Origin of the sequence: Halomonas sp., from assembly GCF_033549285.1 — a bacterium.
Taxonomy (GTDB): domain Bacteria; phylum Pseudomonadota; class Gammaproteobacteria; order Pseudomonadales; family Halomonadaceae; genus Halomonas.
On the sequence record NZ_JAWSUJ010000066.1, the window covers coordinates 1 to 23,024 of the forward strand.

The window sequence follows — 23,024 nt, forward strand, 5'->3', positions numbered from 1 at the left end:
CGGCGGACCTTCCGCCGGCTGCCAGCGAAGCAGCGCCTCGAGATTCTCGATGCGACCGCTGACGGCGGATACCTGAGGCTGGTAATGCAGCGAGAGCCCTCCGCTGTCCAGGGCCTGCTCCAGCCTGTCGACGAGGCGATGCTGGTGGAGCAGCTCGTCGTGGAGCTGCTGGTCGAAGAACCACACGCTGCCGCGGCCATCCAGCTTGGCCCGGTTCTTGGCCACATCGGCGTTGCGGATCAGCTCGCGCGCCGTATCGCCATTGTCCGGATAGAGGCTGACGCCCAGGCAGGCCGTCACCTGGCGCCGCGAACCATCCATCAGGAAGGGCGCCCGCAGGACCTGCTGGACCTTGTGCACCAGCTGCGGGAGGACATCCTCGCGCCGGAACCCCGGGAAGGCGATCACGAACTCGTCGCTGGAGAGTCGCGACATCATGTCGGAGGCTCGCGTCGCCCGATGCAGCCGCCGGGTCAGCTCGACCAGCAGCCGATCCCCCTGCTCGTAGCCCAGGGCATCATTGATCTCCACGAAGTGATCGATGTCCAGATAGACCAGGACCAGCCCGGCGTCCTGCCGGCGACAGTCGGCGATGGCCTCATCCAGCTGCGCCTCGAAGGTCTGGCGATTGGGCAGGTGGGTCAGCGCATCGAAGCGGGTGGCGAAATCCAGCTCGCGATGCGCCCGCTTCTGGTCCGAGAGGTCCACGTCGATACAGAACATCAGGGGATCTTCGGTGTGCTCGCCGAGCATGACATGGTGGGAGAAGACCGGGACCAGCTCCCCGCTCTTGTGCTGTAGCTCGAGCTCATCGGCGGGGATCTCCACCCCTTCCCGCACCCAGGCCCGATGCGCCTGGATCACCGGTTCGCGCATCGGCGCCGGGATGATCAGCTCTTCCAGCAACTGGCCCTGGGCCTCTTCGGGGGCATAGCCGTAGAGCCGGGTGCTGGCCTCGTTCCAGTAGATCACGCGGCGGTCGCGGTCATAGCCCTGGACCGCCACCTTGGGCAGGCTCTCCAGCAGGGCGCGGAAGCGCTGTTCGCTCTCCAGGTACTGGCGGCGCACGACCTCGACATCGTCCGGGGCGCTTGCGCCCCGGGCCTCGGGCCCTCTCGCTCTGACCTGTTGCCACCGACGTGCCAGCCATTGCCGGAAGCCGGTATCGCGACCGCTCATCAACTTCCTCATCCTCGACAGGCGATGTCACCCTTCAGTATGTGGCGAGATCGCCCCATCGTGCGACATCAAGACCCTCATCCTACCCGCTTGTGTAGGAAATATCCTACACGGGATGCCGGCTCTGCCAGGCATTGCCATCCGCCGATTCAACGAACCATCCCAACCACCCAGTACAACAAGCCTCATACATTTTTTGACATTTCGTTGCAAATCTTCTCCTTTTCCTAGGGTTGCTACGACTTTCGGGCAACCCACGGGCAATCACGCCCCATACCCAATGGAGAAGATCCCATGAAACTCGATACCCTCAAGTACGGCTTCGATCCCGCCACCATGCCCCTCGACCCGGTCGCCGACTACTGGCCGCCGGAGGTCACCGAGGCCCTGCAGCACCAGGACTGGGCCAGGACCGAGGTGAGTTCCCGGGTGGATCTCGAGGCCTGGCAGGCGTTTACCGCCGACCTGCCCCGAGACCCCTACGTCAATCGCCGCTGGAAGCGCATGTCCTGGCTGGCCCTGGATGAGCGTGGCGAGGCCTACGACATGGGCTCTTGCCCCATGGCGCAGGGGGGCGCCTTCAATGATGCCGAGAGCATGGCGGACCGCTTGCGCTACTACGAGCCGCTGACCCCGGAATTCATGGCCCGCCCGGATGTGAAGGCCTTCGTGCGCGCCTGGGCCCGGCTCTGGGACCTCAAGTCCCACGAGCCCATCCTGATGCAGATTACCGGTGTTCGCGGCGAGGGCATGGTCGACCCCCTGCAAGGCCAGGGGATCCATGCCGATGGCTGCAAGGCGCTGAGCATCTTGGTGCTGAACCGCCACAATGTCGCCGGGGGCGATAACCACCTGTATGCCGACAAGGCGGGAACCCGGCCCCTGGTCGACACGACCCTCGCTCCTGGGGATATCCTGCACCTGCGCGACGACCGCCTCTTCCACAGCGTGGACGGCATCCACCAGGAAGATATTGAGGCGCCCTTCGAGCGCTTCATCATCATCATCAACAGCCGCTTCGTGGATGAGTTCCAGAACCGCATCCTTCGTCGGCACTTCCCCGAGGCGGTGCTCAACGAGACCCGCTAACCCTCACCACTAACCCAGTAACACTACGCCCCCCGGAGCATCCTCCGGGGGGCGTCTTGATGCTGGCGGGTGAAGCCTCGGGGCATGCCTTACTGGCGAATGCCCTCGAAGGTCACATAGAGCTCGAGTTCGTGCATCATCTCGGGGAAGTCGCTCATGTCGATGCCGTAGTCGGCCAGGGTCAGGGTGGTGGAGCCCTCGAAGCCGGCACGATAGCCACCCCACGGGTCTTCGCCCTCACCCAGCAGGGTCACCGGCATCTCGACCTCGTTGGTCTCGCCGTGCAGGGTCAGTTCGCCGGTCAGCACGCCTTCGTTGTCGCCGGTCGGCTCGAAACCGATCGACGTGAAGCTGGCGGTGGGGTACTCGCCCGCATCCAGGAAGTCATCGCTCAGGATGTGCTTGTCACGCTCGGCGTGGTTGCTGTTGAGGCTCGCCACCTCGACCTCGACGCTGGCGGAAGACGCCTCCAGGTTCTCGGGGTCGTAGCTGAAGCTGCCGGAGAACTCCTCGAAGCTGCCGAGGATGTAGGAGTAGCCCAGGTGGCTGATCTTGAACTGCACGAAGGCATGCTGGCCATCTTCGGTGTCGATGACATAGTCGGCGGCCTGGGCCTGGCTGACGCCCACCAGGGCGGCGGCACTCAGGGCGGTGGCGATGGCGGTCTTCTTGATCATCGGGTGACTCTCCTTGCGGATGGTATCGGGGAGGGATATCGCCTCAGGGGCGACGGGAACGGCGCGGGTCGACCATGCGCAACAGGACATCGTTGCGATCGACCCAATGGTGTTTCAGGGCGGCCAGGGTATGCCCTGCCGCCAGCAGGATCAGGAGCAGGGCGCTGTACCAATGGACCTGGCCGGCCACGGTGGCCTGCCGGGGCAGGTCGCTGATCAGGGCCGGCACCGTGAAGGCGTCGAACACGCTGATCCCCTTGCCATCGGCGGTGGAGATCAGGTAGCCGCTGACCAGCACCACCAGCATCAGCACATAGAGGCCGATGTGGCCGAGATGGGCGGCCAGGCGCTCGAGGCGATGCCCCTTCTCCACCGGCACCTGGTTAGTGATGCGCCAGGCCAGGCGGATCAGGGTGGCGAACAACAGCAGCATGCCCACGGAGCGATGCCACCAGGGGCCCAGGTTGTACCAACTGTCATAGTAGCCGAGCCCGGTCATCCACCAGCCCAGGGCGAAGAGGCCGATGATGGCCAGGGCACTGATCCAGTGCAGCAGGATGCTGACCAGCCCCCAGCCGCTGCGGGTGTTCTTCCACATGATCCGTTGCCTCGGTCAGCGTCGCGTCGATCACATGATCCTACCGCAGCGCACCATCGGCATCCGCTGAAAAAAGCCGAATGCACCATTCGGAAAAACCACATGCCGCCCGCCACGGCAGGCATGGCGGGCGGCAAGACATGCGAGTGGACTCTGTCAGCCGAGCTCGGCAAGGAGCTCGAGCAGCAGGCGGGCCGTGGAGGCGCTGGAGGCCGGGTTCTGGCCGGTCACCAGCAGCCCATCGCGTACCTGGAAGGGCGCGAAGTCATCGCTGCTGCGCTCATAGCGACCGCCCTGCGCCTTCAGCGCATCCTCCAGCAGGTGCGGCACCACCTGGGTCAGCCCCACGGCCTCCTCCTCGCTGTTGGCGAAGCCGGTGACCTTGCGGCCCTTGACCAGCGGCTCGCCCTCCGGCGTGCGGGCCTCGAGCAGCACCGTGGGCGCATGGCAGACCGCCGCCACCGGCCGCTCGGCCGCCAGGAAGCCCTCGATAAGGCGGCGAACATCGGGATCCCCGGTAAGGTCCCAGAGCGGACCATGCCCGCCGGGGAAGAAGACGGCGTCGAAGTCGCCCACCTCGACCTCGGCAAGCTTGCGGGTCTCGGCGAGTTGCGCCCTGGCCTCGGCATCCGCCTCGAAGCGACGGGTCTCCTCGGTGAGGGCCTCCTCGGTCTGGGAGTTGGGATCCACCGGCGGCAGGCCACCCTTGGGCGAGGCCAGGGTGATCTCGGCGCCGGCGTCCTTGAAGACGTAGTAGGGTGCGGCGAACTCCTCGAGCCAGAAACCGGTCTCGTGGCCGGTGTCACCCATGCGGTCGTGCGACGTCAGTACCATCAGGATCTTCATCGTGGCCCTCCTCGGGCGGCTATGAATGCGTGCCCTGATGAGATGGCGACGAGAAGCAGGAGTTCAAGGTGGCAGGGCAAGGGATAGACGATCGCCTGCCACATGGGCAGGCGATCGGGCCGAGATCACACCAGCGCGTCGAGCCCCCGGGCCAGGTCGGCGCGGATGTCTTCGATGGCCTCCAGGCCGACCGCCACGCGGATCAGACCCTCGGTGATCCCCGCGGCATCCTTCTGCTCCTGCGAGAGGCGCCCATGGGTGGTGGTGCCGGGATGGGTGATGGTGGTCTTGACGTCCCCCAGATTGCCGGTGATGGAGAGCATGCGGGTCGCATCGATCACCGACCAGGCCGCCTCGCGCCCCCCCTTCACCTCGAAGCCCAGCACCGCCCCATAGCCCTGCTGCTGCTGGCTAGCGAGCTCGTGCTGCGGATGCGTGGCCAGTCCGCTGTAGTGGACCCGCGCCACCGCGGGATGCCCCTCCAGCCACTCGGCCAGGATCCGGGCATTCTCGCAGTGCGCCCGCATGCGCAGGTTGAGCGTCTCGAGGCCCTTGGTGAAGATCCAGGCATTGAAGGGGCTCAGGCAGGGACCGCAGGTGCGCACCACCCCGAACACCTCCTCGAGCTCCTTGTCGCGCCCCACCACGGCACCGCCGATCGCCCTGCCCTGCCCGTCCAGGTACTTGGTGGCGGAATGGATCACCAGGTCGGCACCCAGGGCGATGGGCTTCTGCAGCGCCGGGGTCAGGAAGCAGTTGTCGATGGCCAGCCAGGCGTCATGGCGCCGAGCAATTCTCGCCAGTGCGGCGATATCCACCACCTCGGAGAGCGGGTTGGAGGGCGTCTCGGCAAACAGCAGCTTCGTCGCCGGCGTGACCGCCGCCTCCCAGGCCTCGAGGTTGGAGAGCTCCACATAGCGGGTGGTGATGCCGAACTTGCCCAGGTACTTGTCGAACAGGCTGACCGTGGAGCCGAACAGCGACCGCGAGGCCACGATCTCGTCGCCCGACTGAAGCAGGGCCAGCGCCGTGGCCAGGATCGCCGCCATGCCGGAGCTGGTGGCCACGCAGCGCTCGCCCCCCTCCATGGCCGCCAGGCGCTGCTCGAAGGTGCGCACCGTGGGGTTGGTGAAACGCGAGTAGACGTTGCCCGGTGCCTCGCCGCTGAACTTGGCCGCCGCCTCGGCGGCGCTGCCGTAGACGAAGCTCGAGGTCGGGAAGATCGGCTCGCCATGCTCCTGCTCATGGGTGCGCTGGTGACCGGCGCGGATCGCCAGGGTCTCCAGTTCCCACTCCTGCTCCGGTGTCTGATCCTGCTGCATGACGTGCCCCTCAGTCGTCGATGTCATCTTCCTGGTTGTGCATCCCCACCAGGGCATGGTCGCCGGCGCTGCGCTGCTGCTTGGCGTCGTCGCTGCGCGAGGCCTCGAGGTCCGACAGGTAACGCTCGTCGATATCGCCGGTGACGTACTTGCCATCGAACACCGAGCAGTCGAAGGCCTCGAGCTCCGGGTTCACCTCGCGGCAGGCGGCCTTCAGGTCCTCGAGGTCCTGGTAGAAGATCCGGTCGGCGCCGATCAGCTCCCCCACCTCGGCCTCGCTGCGGCCATGGGCGATCAGCTCGCTGGCCGCCGGCATGTCGATGCCATAGACGTTGGGATAGCGCACCGGCGGCGCCGCGGAGGCGAAGTAGACCTTGCGCGCGCCGGCCTCCCGGGCCATCTGGATGATCTGCTTGCAGGTGGTGCCACGCACGATGGAGTCATCCACCAGCAGCACGTTCTTGTCCTTGAACTCGACGCCGATGGCGTTGAGCTTCTGGCGCACCGACTTCTTGCGCTGGGTCTGGCCCGGCATGATGAAGGTCCGCCCGATATAGCGGTTCTTCATGAAGCCCTCGCGGTAGGTCACCCCCAGGTGCTGGGCCAGCTCCAGGGCAGAGGTGCGCGAGGTGTCGGGAATCGGTATCACCACGTCGATATCGTGCTCCGGCCACTCGCTCTGGATGCGGTCGCCGAGCTTGCGGCCCATCTGCATGCGGGTGCCGTAGACATAGGCGCCGTCGAGGATGGAGTCGGGGCGTGCCAGGTAGACGTGCTCGAAGATGCAGGAGGCGAGCCGCGGGTGGTCGGCGCACTGCTGGGTATGGATGGCCCCGGTCATGTCGACGAAGATCGCCTCACCCGGCGCCAGGTCACGGTGCAGCTCGAAGCCACCCACATCGAGGGCCACCGACTCGGAGGCGATCATCACCTCCTGCCCCTCGCCCTCGTCGCGGGTGCCGAACACCACCGGACGGATCCCGTGGGGGTCGCGGAAGGCGACCAGGCCCACGCCGTTGATGATCGCCACCGCGGCGTAGCCGCCCCGGCAACGACGATGCACGCGGCGCACCGCATCGAAGATGTCGCCGGGCTCCAGGTGCAGGCCCTGCTTGCCCAGCTCGTGGGCAAAGACATTGAGCAGCACCTCCGAGTCGGAGCTGGTGTTGATATGGCGCAGGTCAGAGGAGAAGAGCTCCTGCTTGAGCTGGTCGGAATTGGTCAGGTTGCCGTTGTGGGCCAGGGTGATGCCGTAGGGCGAGTTCACGTAGAACGGTTGCGATTCCGCCTCGCTGGAGGAGCCCGCCGTGGGATAGCGCACATGGCCGATGCCCAGGTTGCCCTTCAGGCGGGCCATGTGACGGGTGTGGAAGACGTCTCGCACCAGGCCGTTGCTCTTGCGCAACAGGAACCGGCCGTCGTGCCAGGTCATCATGCCGGCGGCATCCTGTCCGCGATGCTGGAGCACCGTCAGGGCGTCATAGATGCCCTGGTTCACTGCCTGCTTGGCCATCAGGCCCACGATACCGCACATTCCACCTTACCTCGCTTGCCTGGTACTTGCCTTGAAGAGTCGGGACGGGGCCGTGTGCGGCCCGCCCCGGGATTCACATGTCAGGGGGGCGTCGCCTCGGTGGCGTCGTCCGGTTCCGACTCGGGCTGGGTGGCCGACGGCTGCTCCGGACGCGGCAGCGAGAACTCGCGCAGCGACGCCGGCGCCTCGGGCAGGCGCCCTTCCCACCCCTCGAGCTGGCTCACCGCCCAGTCGCGCAGCCGCTCGAAGGTCGGCCGCAGCTCCGCCTCCTGCCAGGCCTGCATCTGCACCAGTGGCGTCAGGGTGAGCAGGACGGTCGCCAGCACCAGGATCGCCGCCCCCTTGGCCATGCCGAAGGCGGCACCGGTCACCCGGTTCAGGAACCCCATGCCGACCCACTCCACGGCGGTATGGACCAGGCGGATCACGATGCCGCAGAGCAGGATCACCGCGAAGATCACCAGCACGAAGGCCAGCACCAGTCGTCCGTCGGGATTGTCGATCAACCCGGAGAGCAGGTCCGCCACCGGCTCGGCCAGCAGCCGCGCGGCCATCAGGGCGATGATCCAGGCGGCCAGCCCCAGTGCCTCGCGGATCAGTCCACGCAGGAAGCCGGTCAGCCCGGTCACCACCAGCACCGCCACGAAGAGCCAGTCGATCCAGGTCAGCGCCATGCTCAGTTGCCCGCCCGCACCAGCAGGCCCTGAAGATTGGCCTCGGCCTTGAGCCTGGCCATCACGTCCTCGCCCTCGCGGGAGGTCGCAAAGGGACCGACATAGACGGTGGTCAGGCCGTTGTCCCGGACCCGGCTGTAGACGGGCAGCCCCTGCGCGGCCAGGTTCGACTCGAGGCGCTCGGCGTTGGCCGGCTCCCCGAAGCTGCCGACCTGGACGGCCCACTCACCCTCGGGGGCCGCCTCGGCCGGCTCGCGGTTCGCCTGCTCGGCCTGGCCCGACAGGCGCTGGTCGGCGGCGCGGGCCAGTTCGGCAATGGGATCCTCGCTGGCCTCGTCCCGCATCTCGGCGGCTTCCTCGGCGTCCGTCGTCTCGGGGGTGGCCGGTTCGGCGTCGGCCACGGCCTCCACCGCCTGTTCGGCCTCCGGCTCGATCCGCGCTTCCCCGGCATCCGGGCGCGGCGACGACCTCCCGACAGGCGACTGGATCTGCCCGAGGCTCGCCGGCGGCTCGGGGTCGGGCACATCACGGCGCTCGACCTCCACCGGCTGCTCGATGGTCATCACCGGCTGGGGGCGCTCGCTGCGCGGCGCAGGATCGTCGAACAGCATGGGGACGAAGATCACCGCCAGGGCGATCAGGATCACTGCTCCGCTGAGACGTTCTCGCATTCCGTATTTCATCTCGCTCCCTCGAAAGCCGTGTCTTCCCCTGCAGTCTGATCTCCTGCCAGCCGCCATTCCAGCACCTCGGCCACGGTGAAGAAGGAACCGCAGACCAGCACCCGATCCTCGGGCGCGAGCCGGGCCGCCAGCCAGTCGGCCGCCTCGACCGGCGAGCTGCCGCGGTGCCATACTTCGCCACCGTGGCGGGCCAGGCGCTCGGCCAGGTCGTCCGCCGCACGGGCACGCTCCCCCGTGAGGCTCGCCGGCACCCAGGCATCCACCACCGGCGACAGCGCGGCGATCACGCCATCGGCATCCTTGTCGGCGAGCATCCCCAGCAGGCCGAAGGTGCGTCCCTGGCAGGGGCGCGCTTCCAGGCGCTGGGCCAGGTAGCCGGCGGCATGAGGGTTGTGGCCGACATCCAGGCACCACTGCCCCAGCCACTGCATGCGCCCCGGCAGCTCCACGCCGGCAAGCGCCCGGCGACAGGCGTCCTCTTCCAGATCGACACCGGCCAGGAGCAGGGCCTGCAGGGCCGTGGCGGCATTGTCCAGGGGCAGGCCCGGGTCGGGCAGGTCGGTGACGCTTCTGGTGGCCCTTTTGGGGTCAGACCCCAGCGGGGTCTGACCCCAAAAGCTCCAACCCTCGCCCTCCCCTTCCCGCCCGAAGGCCTCACCGAGTGCGTAGACGGCGGCGCCGAGCTCCGTGGCCAACTGGCGAACGCTGTCAGGCAGCGTCGTGCTGCCCAGCACCGCGGGCCGAGCGGCGCGCAGGATGCCGGCCTTCTCGCGGCCGATGCCCTGCAGATCGGTGCCGAGGAAGGCGGCGTGGTCCTGGGCCACGGTGGTGATCACCGCCACGTCCGGGTCGATGACATTGACGGCGTCCAGTCGTCCGCCGAGCCCGACCTCGAGGATCGCCAGGTCCACTCGGCTTCTGGCAATGGCCCAGAGTGCCCCCAGGGTGCCCACCTCGAAGTAGGTCAGGCTGACCGGTTCGCCTTCCAGGCGTGCCGCCTCCACCGCCTCGAAGCCGGCGATCAGCGTCGCGTCGTCGGCCTCCTGGCCGTCGAGACGCAGGCGTTCGTTGTAGCGCAGCAGGTGGGGCGAGGTGTAGGCCGCCGTGGAGAGGCCATGGGCCCGGGCCAGGGCCTCGAGCATGGCCACGGTCGACCCCTTGCCGTTGGTGCCGGCGACGGTGATGACCCGGTCGCACAGCGGGGCATCCAGGAGTCCCATGCGGCGAGCGACCTCGGCCACGCGCTCGAGGCCGAGGTCGATGCCGACCGGGTGGGCCGCCTCCAGCCGGGCCAGCCAGGCCGGAAGCGTATCGGGAAGGGCGTGGTCGCTCATGCCGATCGGTCAGCGCGCCGGATCGGGGCGCTCGCCGGCCTGCCCGGCGTCGTTGTCGGCCTCCGGCTCGGTGGCCGGCGTCGTGCTGCTGGTCGCCAGCGCCTCCTCCTGCTCGGCCTGCTCGGCCGCCTGGACGAGATCGGGCTCGTCGCCGAGGTCGGCGCCCTGCCCGGCCACCGGCCAGTGGGTGAGTTTTCGCAGCACGCCGCCCAGCCGCGCGCGCATCTCGCCGCGCGGCACGATCATGTCCACGGTGCCGTGCTCGAGCAGGAACTCGCTGCGCTGGAAGCCTTCCGGCAGCTGCTCGCGGACCGTCTGCTCGATGACCCGAGGCCCGGCGAAGCCGATCAGCGCATTGGGCTCGGCCACGTTGAGGTCGCCAAGCATCGCCAGTGACGCAGAGACGCCCCCGAACACCGGATCGGTCAGCACCGAGATATAGGGCACGCCGGCCTGCTTGAGCTTCTCCAGGGCCGCCGAGGTCTTGGCCATCTGCATCAGCGAGAAGAGCGCCTCCTGCATCCGTGCACCGCCGGAGGCGGAGAAGCAGATCAGCGGGATGCCCTCCTCCAGGGCGACGGTCGCGGCACGCACGAACTTCTCGCCCACCACGGCACCCATGGAGCCGCCCATGAAGGTGAATTCGAAGGCCACCACCACCACCGGCAGCCCCTCCAGGGAGCCGCGCATGGCGATCAGCGCATCCTTCTCGCCGGTCTCCTTCTGGGCCGCCGCCAGGCGGTCCTTGTACTTCTTGGAGTCGCGGAACTTGAGGCGGTCCACCGGCTCGAGATTGGCGGCGATCTCCTCACGGCCCTCCTTGTCCAGGAACCAGTCCAGCCGCTTGCGGGCGGTCAGCCGCATATGGTGGCCGCACTTGGGGCAGACGTTATGGTGCTTCTCCAACTCGGGGAGATAGAGCACCGCCTCGCACTTGGGACACTTGCGCCACAGGCCATCAGGCACGCTCGCCCGGCGATCCTTGCGCTGGATGCGGCCCACCGAGGGCACGATCTTGTCTAGCCAGCTCATGTCAGAAACACTTCCGTATAGGCTGATGCCCCCGGCGGCGCCGGGGGCAGGGTCGATTCGGTCGGCGACGGGCGCGGATCAGGCGTCCAGGGCCTGGCGCATCTCCCCCAGTACCGCCTTCAGGGCGGACGGGATCGCCTCGGGACGCTCGGCGTTCTCGGCAATGCGGTTGACCAGCGACGAGCCGACGATCACGCCGTCGGCCACCTTGCCCACCTCGGCCGCGGAGGCTCCGTCGCGGATGCCGAAACCCACGCACAACGGCAGGTCGGTCATCTCGCGCAGCGGCGCCAGGTGCTCCGCCACATCCTCGGCATTGAGGATGGCCGAGCCGGTCACGCCCTTCAGCGAAACATAGTAGATGTAGCCCTCGCCGTGGGCGCATATTGTAGCGGCCCGGGCACGCGAAGTGGTAGGGGCGACGAGGAAGATCGAGGCCAGCCCGCGGGCCTTGAGCAGCGGCCCCACCTCGTCGGCCTCCTCCGGCGGCATGTCGACGATCAGCACGCCGTCGACCCCGGCCTCGGCGGCCTGGTCGGCGAAGGCCGCAAGGCCGATGCGCTCCACCGGGTTGAGGTAGCCCATCAGCACCACCGGGGTCTCGCCATCGGTCTGGCGGAACTCGCGCACCATCTCGAACAGGTGGGAGAGCCGCACGCCGTGCTTGAGCGCACGCTCGCAGGCCTTCTGGATCACCGGCCCGTCGGCCATGGGGTCCGAGAACGGCACCCCCAGCTCGATGACATCGGCCCCCGCCTCCACCAGGGCGTGCATGAAGCCGACGGTGTGCTGAGGGGCCGGGTCACCGGCGGTAATGTAGGGAATCAGCGCGCGGCGGCCCTCGGCCTTGAGCGCGGCGAAGCGTTGGTCGATACGATTCATGGTCTGGGCCGTCATCTAGAATTCGATCCCGTCGATCTTTGCCACCGTCATGATGTCCTTGTCACCACGGCCGGAGAGGTTGATCACGATGTTCTGGTCGGGACGCATGGTGGGGGCCAGCACCTTCGCATAGGCCAGGGCATGGGCAGACTCCAGGGCCGGCATGATGCCCTCGACGCGGGTCAGCTCACGGAAGGCCGCCAGCACGTCATTGTCGTTGGCGGCCACATAGTTGACCCGCCCCACGTCCTTCCACAGCGCATGCTCGGGGCCAACGCCCGGGTAGTCCAGGCCCGCCGAGACCGAGTGGGTATCGGAGACCTGCCCGCCCTCGTCGGACATCAGATAGGTGCGATTGCCATGCAATACGCCGCGGGGCGCGCCGGACGCCAGGGGCGCGGCATGGCGGCCGGTCTCGACGCCGTCGCCGCCCGCCTCGACACCGTACATCGCGACCTCGTCGTCCTCCACGAAGGGATAGAAGAGTCCCATGGCGTTGGAACCGCCGCCCACACAGGCAATCAGCGCATCGGGCAGCTTGCCGAACTCCTCGAAGGACTGGCGGCGCGCCTCGCGCCCGACGACCGCGTTGAAGTCGCGGACCAGCATCGGATAGGGGTGCGGGCCGGCCACGGTGCCAATGATGTAATAGGTGGTATCGACATTGGTCACCCAGTCACGCAACGCCTCGTTCATGGCGTCCTTGAGCGTACGGGTGCCGGATTCCACCGGGATGACGTTGGCCCCCAGCAGGCGCATGCGATAGACGTTGAGCTTCTGGCGCTCCACGTCGGCGGCCCCCATGTAGACATCGCACTCCAGCCCCAGCCGCGCGGCCACCGTGGCGGACGCGACGCCATGTTGCCCCGCCCCGGTCTCGGCGATCACCCGCGGCTTGCCGGTCTTCTTGGCAAGCAGCGCCTGGCCGATGGTGTTGTTCACCTTGTGGGCGCCGGTATGGTTAAGGTCCTCGCGCTTGAGCCAGATCTGTGCGCCACCGAGCTGCTTCGACCATCGCTCGGCATGATAGAGCGGTGACGGACGGCCCACGAAATGGGCCAGGTCATAGTCGAATTCCGCCAGGAAGGCCGGGTCGTCACGAAGACTCAGATAGGTCTTCTCCAGCTCATCCAGGGCGAAGCTCAGGGTCTCCGAGACGAACCGGCCGCCGTAGGCACCGAAATGGCCGCGGGCATCCGGCAGTCGGGTCAGGTCACTGAACTTGCTCACGAAAGACACCTCACAGGGTCGCCAGAAGGGGTGTAGGGGAAACGGGGTGAAGCGAACGGCTCAGGCGCCGCAACGCGCGTCGTCGGCCTGGCGCACGGCCTGCAGGAAGGCCGCCATGCGCGTGGCATCCTTGACGCCGGGGGCCGCCTCGATGCCGCCGGAGACATCCACGGCGAACGGGGCCACGACCGCAATTGCCTCGGCCACATTGTCCGGCGTCAGGCCTCCGGCGAGGATAACAGGTTTTGCCAGGCTTGCGGGGATTCGCGACCAGTCGAAGGTCTCGCCGGTGCCTCCCGGCACGCCCGGCCGGTAGGCGTCCAGCAGCAGCGCCCGCGCCCCGCCGTAGGCCTCGGCGGCGGCGTGGAGGTCGAGGCCATCGCGCATGCGCAATGCCTTGATCCAGGGGCGGCCGGCGGCCATGCAGGCCCCGGGGGTCTCGTCGCCATGGAACTGCAGCAGGTCCAGGTGCTCGGCTGCGCGTGCCACCAGTGCCGGGTCCGGGTCGACGAAGAGCCCGACCCGGGTGACGAAGGCCGGCACCCTGGCGCAGAGCTCGGCGAGGCGCTGCTCGTCAATGGCACGCTTGCTGCCCGGCCAGAGCACGAAGCCCAGGGCATCGGCGCCCGCGGCCACGGCGGCATCGACATCCTCGGGACGGGTCAGGCCGCAGAACTTGATGCGAGTACGAGTTAAAGCTGAGGGGTATACTGGCAAAGAAGGCTCTCCCGACACAGGCAGCAATCTTGAACGGTAGCAAAGCTGCTGGCGAGGATAACATGGCTGGCGGCCTCGCCTTCCCGACTGGCAGACGAATGAGCACCTTCAGCTGCACGGACTACAGCCGCACAGAGCGGTAGTGACACCCCGAATCAGGCGGTCGTTAATATCAGGAATGTTGCAGTAAACCGTGCCTTTCCAGTTCAGACACAAAAGCCAGGAGGTCGCGGCGAAGCTCGACGTCGGGGACCGAATAGCGCTCATGCAGCCGGGACAAGGCTGTCTCAACGCTATCGTTCTGCAGCAAAGCCCGCCACATGTCGCCGGCGATATCGTCGAGCCTGAAGCAGGCGGCCGTGGCGTTCGGGTCAGCAGGAAACTCCGCCAGCGCCAAGGCACTGCCGAATTCGCACCACAGCGCACGCGGCGATACCTGAACCGCAGCGCCTGTCGTTGCCAGCAGGGCTGACCGCCCCGGCGCCTCGGGCGATGCCCGCGACCGGAGGTCCTCGGCCTCCTTGCTTCGCTTGAGGGATAGCGAGGGTGGAAGAAGGTTCCAGCTGGCGCGGTAGCAGCCTATGTCGGCATCCCAGAACTTTGCCTGTGGCTCACACCAGGCAAAGGCGACGTACTCGGGAATGCCCAGCCAGTAGGCGCTCTTTCCGACGCGTTCTTTGCGCTTCTCTAGCCACTGCGGATAGGTTTCGCCAAACCGCTGCGGCGCCACGTCGTGAAGATCCACCGCATTGAGGCACGCCTCAACACCGGGCTCGGCTCGCTGGATGGCCTCGCACAGGCCGGCAGGTGCATAAAGAGGGCAGAAGATGACCGAATCAAGATCACGGCTTGTCAGAAACTGCCGAAAGCGCAGCCCGGACAGGGCACAGTCGTCTACGATCACCCAGGTTTGCGACTTGCCGTCATCCAGAGGATCACCGGGCACACCGACCTGATCCGGGCGTAGACCGAGGCAATAGGAGAGCATTCCCAGCACGATCCAGCCTCCGCGCGGGATGGCCGTGAAGCGAAAGCTATCCAGCCCATCATGCCCGAAGTGCGATTTCAGCGTTGTGGCAAGCGCCGAGGCAGCTTCTTCGGCCTCTGCATAGCCGACATAGCGGTGGCCGTGAATCACATCGTTGAGCTCTGCAGAGAGGTTCTCCAGCAAGATTCTCTGGCGGGTGGTGAAGTGACCGAATGCAGCCAGCAATAGCGTGGGCCTGGCACGCGCCACCAGGCGCACGTCATCAAACTCATTCCACAATTCGTTGGCCTCGAGGCCAGCGCAAAGCGCTTCGAGAGCCGACTCCGGATCAGGGCATTGCGTGAATGACAACAAAGACTCGACGCCCTGATGGGCGTCGAGCAACAGGAATGCATCTACCTGGCGATGCATTGTCATTTCAGTAGTTCAGTGCTTAACGGTCGAGACCCGGGGGCATGATGCTGCCACCATCCCGACCCTCCGAATTGCCGGGCAGCACATCACCGCCAGGCCTGGTCTGACCTACCTGGGTGATGTCGGCCACGGCTCCCCACTGACTAAGCTGTGGAGCACGATACTCGCGACGCTCGGTTTTCTTGATTTCCATAATCTTTCCCTCTGCCTGTGTAGCCTACTTGATCGTAGCCACATGACTGATGACTGGCAGCGCCAGCGTCCAATCTCGCGGGCACCGGATCCTGCTGCCGTCGACTGTAAGATTATGTGTCTCAAGCAAAGCACTCAATATCAGAAAGGCATGATTTGATGCGCTTTCAGGTACGAAATATTTCCCTCTCGACGTCACCTTGCGATGTGAAAAATTCATGCCCAGTATCGGCGCAGCCACAGTTCCAGCGACAGCGTGGGCCAGAGGTCGAAAATCGGCTCCCTGCCCCCGACGAAGCGTTCGAAGCGTGCTTTCAATGCCGATTCGTCGATGCAGCCGAGGTCGGCACAGCGGCTGTTGGTCAGCAGGTCCAGGACCTTGTCATGCGCCCTCCCCCTCAGAGCATCGACATAGAGACCTTCTGGCGACACCTTGCCGATCGAGCGAATGGCCTCATCGGGCATGATACCCACCATGGCACGGCGCGCGATTCTCTTGGGCTCCAGCACGGTTCCGACAAGATGCTGCGGGCAGGCCAGGATGAAATCGGCCACTCGCCGGTCGCTCCAGGGGTCGGCCAGGCCCACGCCGTGCCTGGCGGTCATTCGTTCTGCATAGCCAACCCCGCGAACCACCAGCGGCGACGCGATATGAATATAGCGGTCACGAGCCGCTTGGCGAGGCCAGGCTCGTGACGCCAGGTAGTGCGGCTCGGCCGCCGGCAACCCCACACGGTCAAGGAAGCCAAGAAGCACGTGCCTTTCGGCATGCCGCGACGGAGACGCCTCCAGTCGCTTCACGCTCGCATCGCCGTCGTTCGCGCTGCGCAGAGAGTCCAGCCAGGTGACGGGATGGTGACCTTTCAGCAAGTCAAGGATCATCGGGCGAACCAGGAAGCGAGTGACTGCCTGCCTGCGCCCCAGGGATTGAATTCTGGCCAGCCGGGCGAGATTTCGGCGGGTCTCGCCTAAGTGGCCGGCCAGCAGTATCCCGGGCACATCATCGACGCTACCGCCGCAGATCACATCGCCGCGAAATCCGTAGAACATGGTGCTCACACCGTCCTTGGCCGCCGCCGAGAGGGACCTTTCCATGAACGGCTGAAACATGGAAAAGAAGGGGTCATCCTCATGGGGTCGGTTGAGGTCATCGTCCACCAGAGGGGAAGTCTGCTCGGCCGGAATCTCAGTGACTGGCATCCGGAAGTGGTTGGCAATGCGATAGATGGTCTCGCTTTCATCGCACTCGGCAAACGCTTCAGGGAATACCCAGCTGTAGGCGCGCATCGACGGAAGGTCCTCGCCTTGCTGGCGAAGCCAACCTGCCAGGGACGCCACACAGGTAGAGTCGACCCCACCGCTCAGGCTGATACCCACGGGATCTTGCGCCCGCATGCGGGCGCGTACCGATGTTGTCAGAATCTCTCGCAGATGCGCGGCATAGTCGCGCTCGTCTCGATAGCGGATTCGCGACTCCGGATCCGGCTGCCAGAAGATTCTGCTGCGTTTGACGGCCGATGCGTCGATGACCACTTCCTCGGCGGGGCGAACTTCATCGATACCCGAATAGAACACTTCGCCCGGGGGCGTCTGCATGCAGCAGAGGTGCCAGGCGACGGCCCGCTCGTTGAGGCGACGGGGTACCCCGGGCACGGCGAGAATCTGCTGGACCTCACTGGCAAAGAGGATGCGGTTCTCTTCAAGCCGATAGTAGAGTGGGCGAAGGCCCATGGCATCCCTGGCCAAGTGGAGTCGTCGGTGCTGGCAGTCCCAGAGTGCGTAGGCAAAGTCTCCCAGGAGTCGAGAGGGACCCTTTTCCCCTGCCTGCATCAGCGTGCCGAGCATCAGCTCGACGTCCGTTGCAGCCTTGCCAACTGACTGGGGAGAGGCCGCGGCGCATTCATCACGATTGTCCAGCCGGGCATCTGCCAGGAACAGAAGCCCGTGGCGGTGTTCACGCACCAAATGGCAGGCACCCGTGCCATCCGGTGTGACATCGAGGGAGAGAGAGGCCAACCCTACAGGACCGTCGAGATGGAACTCGACGCCGCTGGGGCCTCGGTACGCTGCCCGCATTGCCATCTGCTCGAGCTGTGCTCTCTCGACCGGCCTTCCGTCTAGATGGATGATTCCGCATATGCCACTCATGAAAACTCGACCCTCACACCAAACCTTCTACACGGAAAACCCAAGACGCCGGTTCTGCCCAACCTGGTTGATGACCAATAGGCATCTCCCACTCCCGGGCTCGGAGGGGTGCTCTCGCCGTCTTGGCGTTACTTACGGAATGTAGCAGAAAGCGAACACAGGTTTACACTGAGGTGCCAAGGTGATCACTACCGACTGACAAAAACTACCTCACTGCCGACGTACCCTCTGCCACCGGGCGGCCACGGCGGAATTCGACCATCGGGCAGTCGGGAAGCGGTCGTTCGCCGGTCCATTCGCCCAGGAAGGCCAGCAGATTGGGGCCCAGCGGTTCGCGGGGCAGCCCCCACTGCTCGTCATAGAGCGAGTCGACGAAGTGCAGGCCGCAGGCCGGGGCGGTGACGTCGGCGAGCCGCCGGTCCTTCAGGGCCATCAGCTCGATCAGGTAGTCATCGCCGCGCTCGCCGCGCCCCACCGTGACCAGGGCCCCGACGATATTGCGGATCATGTGGTGCAGGAAGGCATTGCCCTGGACGTCGATGACCACCAGCGGGCCATGGCGGTGCACCTCGATGAAGTGCAGGTGGCGCCAGGGGGTCTTCGACTGACAGCCGGCGGCACGGAAGCTCGAGAAGTCGTGCTCGCCTACCAGCGCCTGGGCGGCCCGATGCATGGCCTCGGCATCCAGGGGGTCGCGACACCAGGTGGCGTTGGCGCGCTCCAGCACCGGGCGGCTCGGCTGGTTGAGGATCACGTACCGGTAGCGCCGTGCCAGGGCCTTGAAGCGGGAATGGAAGCTGTCGGGGACCGGCTTCACCCAGCGCACCGCGACATCCCGGGGCAGGTTAGCATTGACGCCGAATACCCAGGCCTTCTGAGAGCGAGGCACCGGGGCATCGAAATGGATGATCTGGCGGGTGGCATGCACACCGGAGTCGGTGCGGCCGCTGGCATGCACGGTGATCGACTGGTTCGCCACCTTCGCCAGCGCCGCCTCCAGCGCCGCCTGCACCGAGGGGGCGTGCTTGAGTCGCTGCCAGCCGCAGTAGGCGCTGCCGTCGTACTCCACCCCCATGGCCAGGCGGCCGGTCAGGGGGTGGCGGTCATCGAGGGATCGGAAAAGGGTCATTCGGCCTCATTGCACGGATTGATCCAGCAATTCGCGGGCCTCCTGCCGGGCATCCGGGTCGTCGGACTCGTCGATCAGGCTCTCGAGCAGTGCACGGGCCTGGCCGGCCTCGCCGGCGTCCAGCAGGCGCCGCGCCTCGGCCAGGGTCGACATGGAGGAAGCCGCCGCGGAAAAGTGGGCATTATCCCGCGACAGCGGCGGGAAGGCCACCTCCTCGACGTCCCACTCCTCGGGGATGTCACGCTCGGCCCTGATGCCGGGCATGCCATCCGCCGACTCGCCGCCTCCGCCAGCGGACGAGGTGAACTCCACGCTGGGCTGCATGGGCGTCTCCTGCCGGGGCGCCGGGCTCTCCTCCAGGGTCGGGGGGCGATAGTCGATGATCTCTCGCCCGTCATCCGCCTGGCGGCTGGCCAGGGATACGCTCGGAAGCTCGTCAGCCGGCTCGGACTCTTGCTCGCCCGACGCCTCGTGGGGCTGCTCGACCTCTCCGGACACCTCGCCGTCCAGCTCGGACGACGCCTCGGCATCCTGCCGCGGGGCGTCACCTTCTTGCGGCTCCGGTTGCGGTCCCGGCTCCAGCTCCGGCGGGCGATAGCGCGCCAGCGGATCGGCCTGCTCGCCGGCCGCGGGGTCTGCGTCGGGCATCGCCTGGCGGGTCGAAACCCCCTTCGGCGCCTCGGCGGCGGGGGTGTCACGAGAAGGAGTGTTGCGAGGGAGGGCCTCGCGGGACGGCACGTCGTCCGTCGCGGGCTCGTCATGGGCATCCGCGTCACCAGGCGCATCATGCTCATCGAAGCGGCGCGGGGGAAGCTCGTCGGCCTCGGGGAAGACGGCACGGTCGGCCGGCGTCTCCGCCACGGGCGCTGCTGCCGGGGCGGACGGGGCGCTGCGGACATGGCGCTCCATCAGCCGGGCGACCTCGGCCTGGACATCCGGGGCCCCGCCGGCGCGAAGTTGCTCGGCCTGGCGCGCCGCCGCCGCATGATCGCCCTGCTCGAGCTGCACCCGCAGCAGCTTGAGCCTCAGGTCATCTCGGCCAGGCTCCCGTGCCAGGCTGGACTCCAGCAGCTCGCGCGCCTGGTCGTAGCGCCCATAGGCGATGAAGATATCCGCCTCGTTGATCGCCTCGGCCTCGGGCATGGAGGCGCGCACCGGCGCTTCCCTCTCTTCCTCGCCGCGAGCCTCGGCCTGCTGGGCACGGGCCTGGGGACTGCCCGGCACCACCACGCCACTGGCGGCCGGGTCCACCGGGCGCGCCTCGTTGAATACTGGCGTCGGCTGGCTCTCCTCCCGGCGGCGGCGGCGCACCAGGGCCCACAGCGCCAGCAGCAGTGCCAGTCCGGCGCCGCCCAGCATCAGGTTGCGGTCGGTCCCCCCCTGGTAGAGCGCGCCCCACCAGGGCGTCTCCCGGGCAGATGCCGGTTCGCTACCGGGGGCCACCACCCCACCGCTGCCCGGGGCATCGGCGCCCTGCCCGCCTGCACTCATCGTGGCCAACTGGTCTCGCATGGCCTCGAGCTCCTCGCGAAGGTCACCGATCTGGGACTGCAGCTCGTCGCGCTCGCTGCGAACCGCCTCCAGGGCCTGGCGGTTCTCGAGCCAACGCGCCTCGAGGCGCAGCAGCCGCTGGTCCTCGGTGAGCTCGCCGCCGCCCTGGATCAGCGCCAGCACCTCGGGGTCGATGAACGGCCCCTCCCCTTCACTCCCCACCGGCATGGCCAGGGAGTCGGCAGCCGCTTCCTCCTCCTCTTCTTCCTCCTGCATTGCACCAGCAGACGATTCGCCTTCCTGCTGGTCCGAGATGCCGTCGACCGGGTCCACGCCCTCGGCGGCCACCTCGGCATCGCTGAGGAGCGTCAGCCGCTGCCCCTCCTCGCCGGTAACGTCCTCGCCATCGATGGCGGGATCGCTGGACGCCGTCTCGACCGCCTCGGGCGGAACCTCGTCGGCGGACTCCGTCGATGCCCCCTCCTGCGCCGGGGCGCTGGCCACGGCCGACGCCGGGGCTTCGGAGGCCCCTCCCAGTGCCACCCGCGCCGGGGCACCGCTGCCGCGATTGGCCCAGGCCCGATTCATGGCCTGGACGACACGCCCAGCCTCGGCGGAGGAGCGCGCCGCGATGGCCTCGCGAGACGGCACCACCAGCGTAAAGCCGGCCCGCATGGCGTTGATGTTGCCGGAGGGAAAGGCCTCCGGGTTGGCCTCCACCAGGGCGACCATCATCTGGTTCATGCTGATGCCGCTGTCCGGCCGCAGCCGGCCAGCCACCGCCCAGAGGGTGTCGCCGCTGCGTACCCAGGCGGGGTTGCCCGCACCCGCATCGGAGGTGCGGGCCAGCGGGCGGGACGAGGAGTCTGCCGCCGAGGCGGACGCGCGTGGCGTGGAAGCGGCTTCTCGCGGCGCGCTCGAGGACGCCGCGACCAGGGCCGGGAGCTGGTCATAGTCAGGCGGATCGAGCAGCAGGGTCACTTCCCTCAACTGCTGGCCACCCGGCCAGTCGAAACGCAGCAGCAGGTCGACCCAGGGCTCGCGCACGGCCCGGTCGGTGGTCAGGTCGACCACCAGGCGCCCCTGCCGTCGTGTCACGTCCATCTTCACGCTGGCGGCCAGCGGGGTGCGGGACAGGCCGGCGGCCGAGAAGGCCCGCTCATCGGCCACCGAGACATTGAGCAGATCAGCCTGCAGGCCGCTGCTGTCGGTCAAGGGGATGCTCGCCCGCAGCGGCGCATTGAGCGTCGAGTTCACCTCGGCCTCCCCCAGGCCGAGGGCCAGCGCCAGCGGGCTGGCGGCGGAGAGCGAAAGCAGCATGGCGAGTGTCAGCTTGCGTTTCATCGGGTTCCCTTGCGTCGTTCCACTGCGCCCCGCCGGCTCCGGCGGTGACCTGATAGTATATTCTTAGTGATTATGAGGAATATGTACCACATTCCCTGCGTCGGCGCCCTCCCGGAACACTAACGGCATCCATACTTTCAACATAAGCCATTGAACGCATGGCACGCGAATCCCCGATCGCCATTGGCCTGCGCATGACGACCAACGAAAGCGGGACGCCACCTGGGCGTCCCGCTTTCGTTCACGCGGTCATGGACCGCCGCACGGGCTCACTGCTCGCGCAGGATCTTCAGCATCCGCTTGAGCGGCTCGGCGGCGCCCCACAGCAGCTGGTCACCGACGCTGAAGGCGGAGAGGTACTCGCCGCCCATGGCCAGCTTGCGCAGGCGACCCACCGGCACGGTCAGGGTGCCGGTGGCGGCAGCCGGTGTCAGGCCATCGATGGTGGCATCCTTGTCGTTGGCAATCACCTTGACCCAGTCGTTGTGGCGGGCCAGGCGATCCTCGATCTCGTCGATCGGGACGTCCTTCTTGAGTTTGATGGTGAAGGCCTGGCTGTGGGAGCGCATGGCACCGATGCGCACGCAGAGCCCGTCGATGGGGATCGGGTTGTCCTGGAGACCGAGAATCTTGTTGGTCTCCACGGAGCCCTTCCATTCCTCCTTGCTCTGGCCGTTGTCCATGGGCTTGTCGATCCAGGGCAGCAGGCTGCCGGCCAGCGGGGCACCGAAGTTGTCGGTGGGGAAGTCGCCGCTGCGCATGGCCGCCGTGACCTTGCGATCGATGTCGAGGATGGCGCTGGCCGGGTCGGCCAGCTCGTCGGCCACGCTGTCGCGCAGGCTGCCCATCTGGTTGAGCAGCTCGCGCATGTGCTTGGCGCCGGAGCCGGAGGCGGCCTGATAGGTCATGGAGGTCATCCACTCGATCAGGTCCGCCTCGAAGAGGCCGCCGAGGCCCATGAGCATCAGGCTGACGGTGCAGTTGCCGCCCACGAAGGTCCTGGAGCCCTTCGCCAGCTGGGCATCGATGACGTTGCGGTTGACCGGGTCGAGGACGATGGTCGCCTCGTCGGCCATGCGCAGGGTGCTGGCGGCATCGATCCAGTAGCCCTTCCAGCCACCCTGGCGCAGGTCGGCATAGACCTTCTCGGTGTACTCGCCGCCCTGACAGGTCACGACCACGTCCAGCGCCTTTAGGGCTTCCAGGTCGAAGGCATCCTTGAGCGGAGGCACGTCGACGCCGACGTCGGGGCCGTCCTGGCCGACCTGGGAGGTCGTGAAGAAGATCGGCTCGATGCCCTTGAAATCGCCATCCTCGAGCATCCGCTGCATCAGCACGGAACCGACCATGCCACGCCAACCGACAAAACCGACTTTCAACATGTGAAGCCCTCCAGAAATCGAATGTGGGGGATATTATACAGAAAGCCGCGCCGAGCGCCGAGCGCCGAGCGCCAAGCGCCAAGCGCCAAGCGCCAAGCGCCAAGCGCCAAGCGCCAAGCGCCAAGCGCCAAGCGCCAAG

General features: G+C 67.0%; 19 protein-coding genes. 1 reads left to right on the plus strand and 18 read right to left on the minus strand.

What is annotated here, in order from left to right; translation table 11 throughout:
• A partial coding sequence (locus tag SCI24_RS14350) for a diguanylate cyclase domain-containing protein (RefSeq protein WP_318726024.1) occupies window positions 1-1,179 on the minus strand: 1,179 nt, incomplete at its 3' end.
• Window positions 1,180-1,473: 294 nt separating this feature from the next.
• Between SCI24_RS14350 and SCI24_RS14355 the strand changes: the two genes are divergently transcribed.
• Window positions 1,474-2,268, plus strand: a complete 795-nt coding sequence (locus SCI24_RS14355; RefSeq protein ID WP_318726025.1) for a 2OG-Fe dioxygenase family protein — start codon at window positions 1,474-1,476, stop codon at window positions 2,266-2,268.
• Window positions 2,269-2,357: 89 nt separating this feature from the next.
• Here SCI24_RS14355 and SCI24_RS14360 read toward each other — a convergent pair whose 3' ends face one another.
• The 17 genes from SCI24_RS14360 to asd all read right to left on the minus strand — a co-directional run bounded on the left by SCI24_RS14360 (window position 2,358) and on the right by asd (window position 22,885).
• Entirely contained in the window at window positions 2,358-2,945 is a 588-nt protein-coding gene (locus SCI24_RS14360) for a YceI family protein (protein ID WP_318726026.1), read from the minus strand.
• A gap of 43 nt (window positions 2,946-2,988) precedes the next feature.
• Window positions 2,989-3,543, minus strand: a complete 555-nt coding sequence (locus SCI24_RS14365) for a cytochrome b (RefSeq protein ID WP_318726027.1) — start codon at window positions 3,541-3,543, stop codon at window positions 2,989-2,991.
• Window positions 3,544-3,699: 156 nt separating this feature from the next.
• The gene (locus SCI24_RS14370; protein ID WP_318726028.1) at window positions 3,700-4,389 is read right to left on the minus strand and encodes a type 1 glutamine amidotransferase domain-containing protein; all 690 of its coding nucleotides are present in this window, start codon (window positions 4,387-4,389) and stop codon (window positions 3,700-3,702) included.
• Window positions 4,390-4,514: 125 nt separating this feature from the next.
• Window positions 4,515-5,711 carry an O-succinylhomoserine sulfhydrylase gene (locus tag SCI24_RS14375; RefSeq protein ID WP_318726029.1) on the minus strand — a complete coding sequence of 399 codons (1,197 nt, stop codon included), beginning with the start codon at window positions 5,709-5,711 and terminating at the stop codon, window positions 4,515-4,517.
• 10 nt (window positions 5,712-5,721) lie between these two features.
• On the minus strand, window positions 5,722-7,245 hold the full coding sequence (purF, locus tag SCI24_RS14380; RefSeq protein ID WP_318726030.1) for an amidophosphoribosyltransferase: 1,524 nt from the start codon (window positions 7,243-7,245) through the stop codon (window positions 5,722-5,724).
• Window positions 7,246-7,325: 80 nt separating this feature from the next.
• Window positions 7,326-7,919 (minus strand): CvpA family protein, encoded by a 594-nt coding sequence (locus SCI24_RS14385; RefSeq protein ID WP_318726031.1) that lies wholly within the window; start codon window positions 7,917-7,919, stop codon window positions 7,326-7,328.
• Window positions 7,920-7,921: 2 nt separating this feature from the next.
• Window positions 7,922-8,590, minus strand: a complete 669-nt coding sequence (locus SCI24_RS14390; RefSeq protein WP_318726032.1) for an SPOR domain-containing protein — start codon at window positions 8,588-8,590, stop codon at window positions 7,922-7,924.
• Window positions 8,591-8,598: 8 nt separating this feature from the next.
• Window positions 8,599-9,936: a bifunctional tetrahydrofolate synthase/dihydrofolate synthase gene (gene folC, locus SCI24_RS14395; RefSeq protein ID WP_318726033.1), complete on the minus strand. Its 1,338-nt coding sequence runs from the start codon at window positions 9,934-9,936 to the stop codon at window positions 8,599-8,601.
• 9 nt (window positions 9,937-9,945) lie between these two features.
• Complete coding sequence (accD, locus tag SCI24_RS14400; RefSeq protein ID WP_318726034.1) at window positions 9,946-10,968, minus strand: acetyl-CoA carboxylase, carboxyltransferase subunit beta; 1,023 nt, start codon at window positions 10,966-10,968, stop codon at window positions 9,946-9,948.
• A gap of 78 nt (window positions 10,969-11,046) precedes the next feature.
• Window positions 11,047-11,850, minus strand: coding sequence for a tryptophan synthase subunit alpha (gene trpA, locus SCI24_RS14405; RefSeq protein WP_318726035.1), 804 nt, complete (start codon window positions 11,848-11,850; stop codon window positions 11,047-11,049).
• 15 nt (window positions 11,851-11,865) lie between these two features.
• Window positions 11,866-13,080, minus strand: coding sequence for a tryptophan synthase subunit beta (trpB, locus tag SCI24_RS14410; RefSeq protein ID WP_318726036.1), 1,215 nt, complete (start codon window positions 13,078-13,080; stop codon window positions 11,866-11,868).
• Between the two features lie 60 nt (window positions 13,081-13,140).
• On the minus strand, window positions 13,141-13,797 hold the full coding sequence (locus SCI24_RS14415) for a phosphoribosylanthranilate isomerase (protein WP_318726037.1): 657 nt from the start codon (window positions 13,795-13,797) through the stop codon (window positions 13,141-13,143).
• Between the two features lie 172 nt (window positions 13,798-13,969).
• A complete protein-coding gene (locus tag SCI24_RS14420; protein WP_318726038.1) occupies window positions 13,970-15,196 on the minus strand; it encodes a PqqD family protein in 1,227 nt (408 codons plus the stop codon).
• A 411-nt stretch (window positions 15,197-15,607) separates the two neighbouring features.
• Window positions 15,608-17,539, minus strand: coding sequence for an asparagine synthetase B family protein (locus SCI24_RS14425; RefSeq protein ID WP_318726039.1), 1,932 nt, complete (start codon window positions 17,537-17,539; stop codon window positions 15,608-15,610).
• Between the two features lie 205 nt (window positions 17,540-17,744).
• Window positions 17,745-18,668: a tRNA pseudouridine(38-40) synthase TruA gene (gene truA, locus SCI24_RS14430; protein WP_318726040.1), complete on the minus strand. Its 924-nt coding sequence runs from the start codon at window positions 18,666-18,668 to the stop codon at window positions 17,745-17,747.
• 6 nt (window positions 18,669-18,674) lie between these two features.
• The gene (locus SCI24_RS14435; protein ID WP_318726041.1) at window positions 18,675-21,503 is read right to left on the minus strand and encodes a FimV/HubP family polar landmark protein; all 2,829 of its coding nucleotides are present in this window, start codon (window positions 21,501-21,503) and stop codon (window positions 18,675-18,677) included.
• Between the two features lie 269 nt (window positions 21,504-21,772).
• Complete coding sequence (asd, locus tag SCI24_RS14440) at window positions 21,773-22,885, minus strand: aspartate-semialdehyde dehydrogenase (RefSeq protein ID WP_318726042.1); 1,113 nt, start codon at window positions 22,883-22,885, stop codon at window positions 21,773-21,775.
• Window positions 22,886-23,024 lie beyond the last annotated feature (139 nt).

Bases quoted from the DNA above. Each gene is read 5' to 3' on its own strand.
- SCI24_RS14435 (WP_318726041.1), bottom strand. From the start codon at position 21,503: ATGAAACGCAAGCTGACACTCGCCATGCTGCTTTCGCTCTCCGCCGCC.
- SCI24_RS14420 (WP_318726038.1), bottom strand. From the start codon at position 15,196: ATGCATCGCCAGGTAGATGCATTCCTGTTGCTCGACGCCCATCAGGGC.
- SCI24_RS14355 (WP_318726025.1), top strand. From the start codon at position 1,474: ATGAAACTCGATACCCTCAAGTACGGCTTCGATCCCGCCACCATGCCC.
- trpA (WP_318726035.1), bottom strand. From the start codon at position 11,850: ATGAATCGTATCGACCAACGCTTCGCCGCGCTCAAGGCCGAGGGCCGC.
- SCI24_RS14365 (WP_318726027.1), bottom strand. From the start codon at position 3,543: ATGTGGAAGAACACCCGCAGCGGCTGGGGGCTGGTCAGCATCCTGCTG.
- SCI24_RS14390 (WP_318726032.1), bottom strand. From the start codon at position 8,590: ATGCGAGAACGTCTCAGCGGAGCAGTGATCCTGATCGCCCTGGCGGTG.
- truA (WP_318726040.1), bottom strand. From the start codon at position 18,668: ATGACCCTTTTCCGATCCCTCGATGACCGCCACCCCCTGACCGGCCGC.
- SCI24_RS14370 (WP_318726028.1), bottom strand. From the start codon at position 4,389: ATGAAGATCCTGATGGTACTGACGTCGCACGACCGCATGGGTGACACC.
- SCI24_RS14425 (WP_318726039.1), bottom strand. From the start codon at position 17,539: ATGAGTGGCATATGCGGAATCATCCATCTAGACGGAAGGCCGGTCGAG.
- purF (WP_318726030.1), bottom strand. From the start codon at position 7,245: ATGTGCGGTATCGTGGGCCTGATGGCCAAGCAGGCAGTGAACCAGGGC.
- SCI24_RS14385 (WP_318726031.1), bottom strand. From the start codon at position 7,919: ATGGCGCTGACCTGGATCGACTGGCTCTTCGTGGCGGTGCTGGTGGTG.
- folC (WP_318726033.1), bottom strand. From the start codon at position 9,936: ATGAGCGACCACGCCCTTCCCGATACGCTTCCGGCCTGGCTGGCCCGG.
- SCI24_RS14375 (WP_318726029.1), bottom strand. From the start codon at position 5,711: ATGCAGCAGGATCAGACACCGGAGCAGGAGTGGGAACTGGAGACCCTG.
- SCI24_RS14360 (WP_318726026.1), bottom strand. From the start codon at position 2,945: ATGATCAAGAAGACCGCCATCGCCACCGCCCTGAGTGCCGCCGCCCTG.
- asd (WP_318726042.1), bottom strand. From the start codon at position 22,885: ATGTTGAAAGTCGGTTTTGTCGGTTGGCGTGGCATGGTCGGTTCCGTG.
- accD (WP_318726034.1), bottom strand. From the start codon at position 10,968: ATGAGCTGGCTAGACAAGATCGTGCCCTCGGTGGGCCGCATCCAGCGC.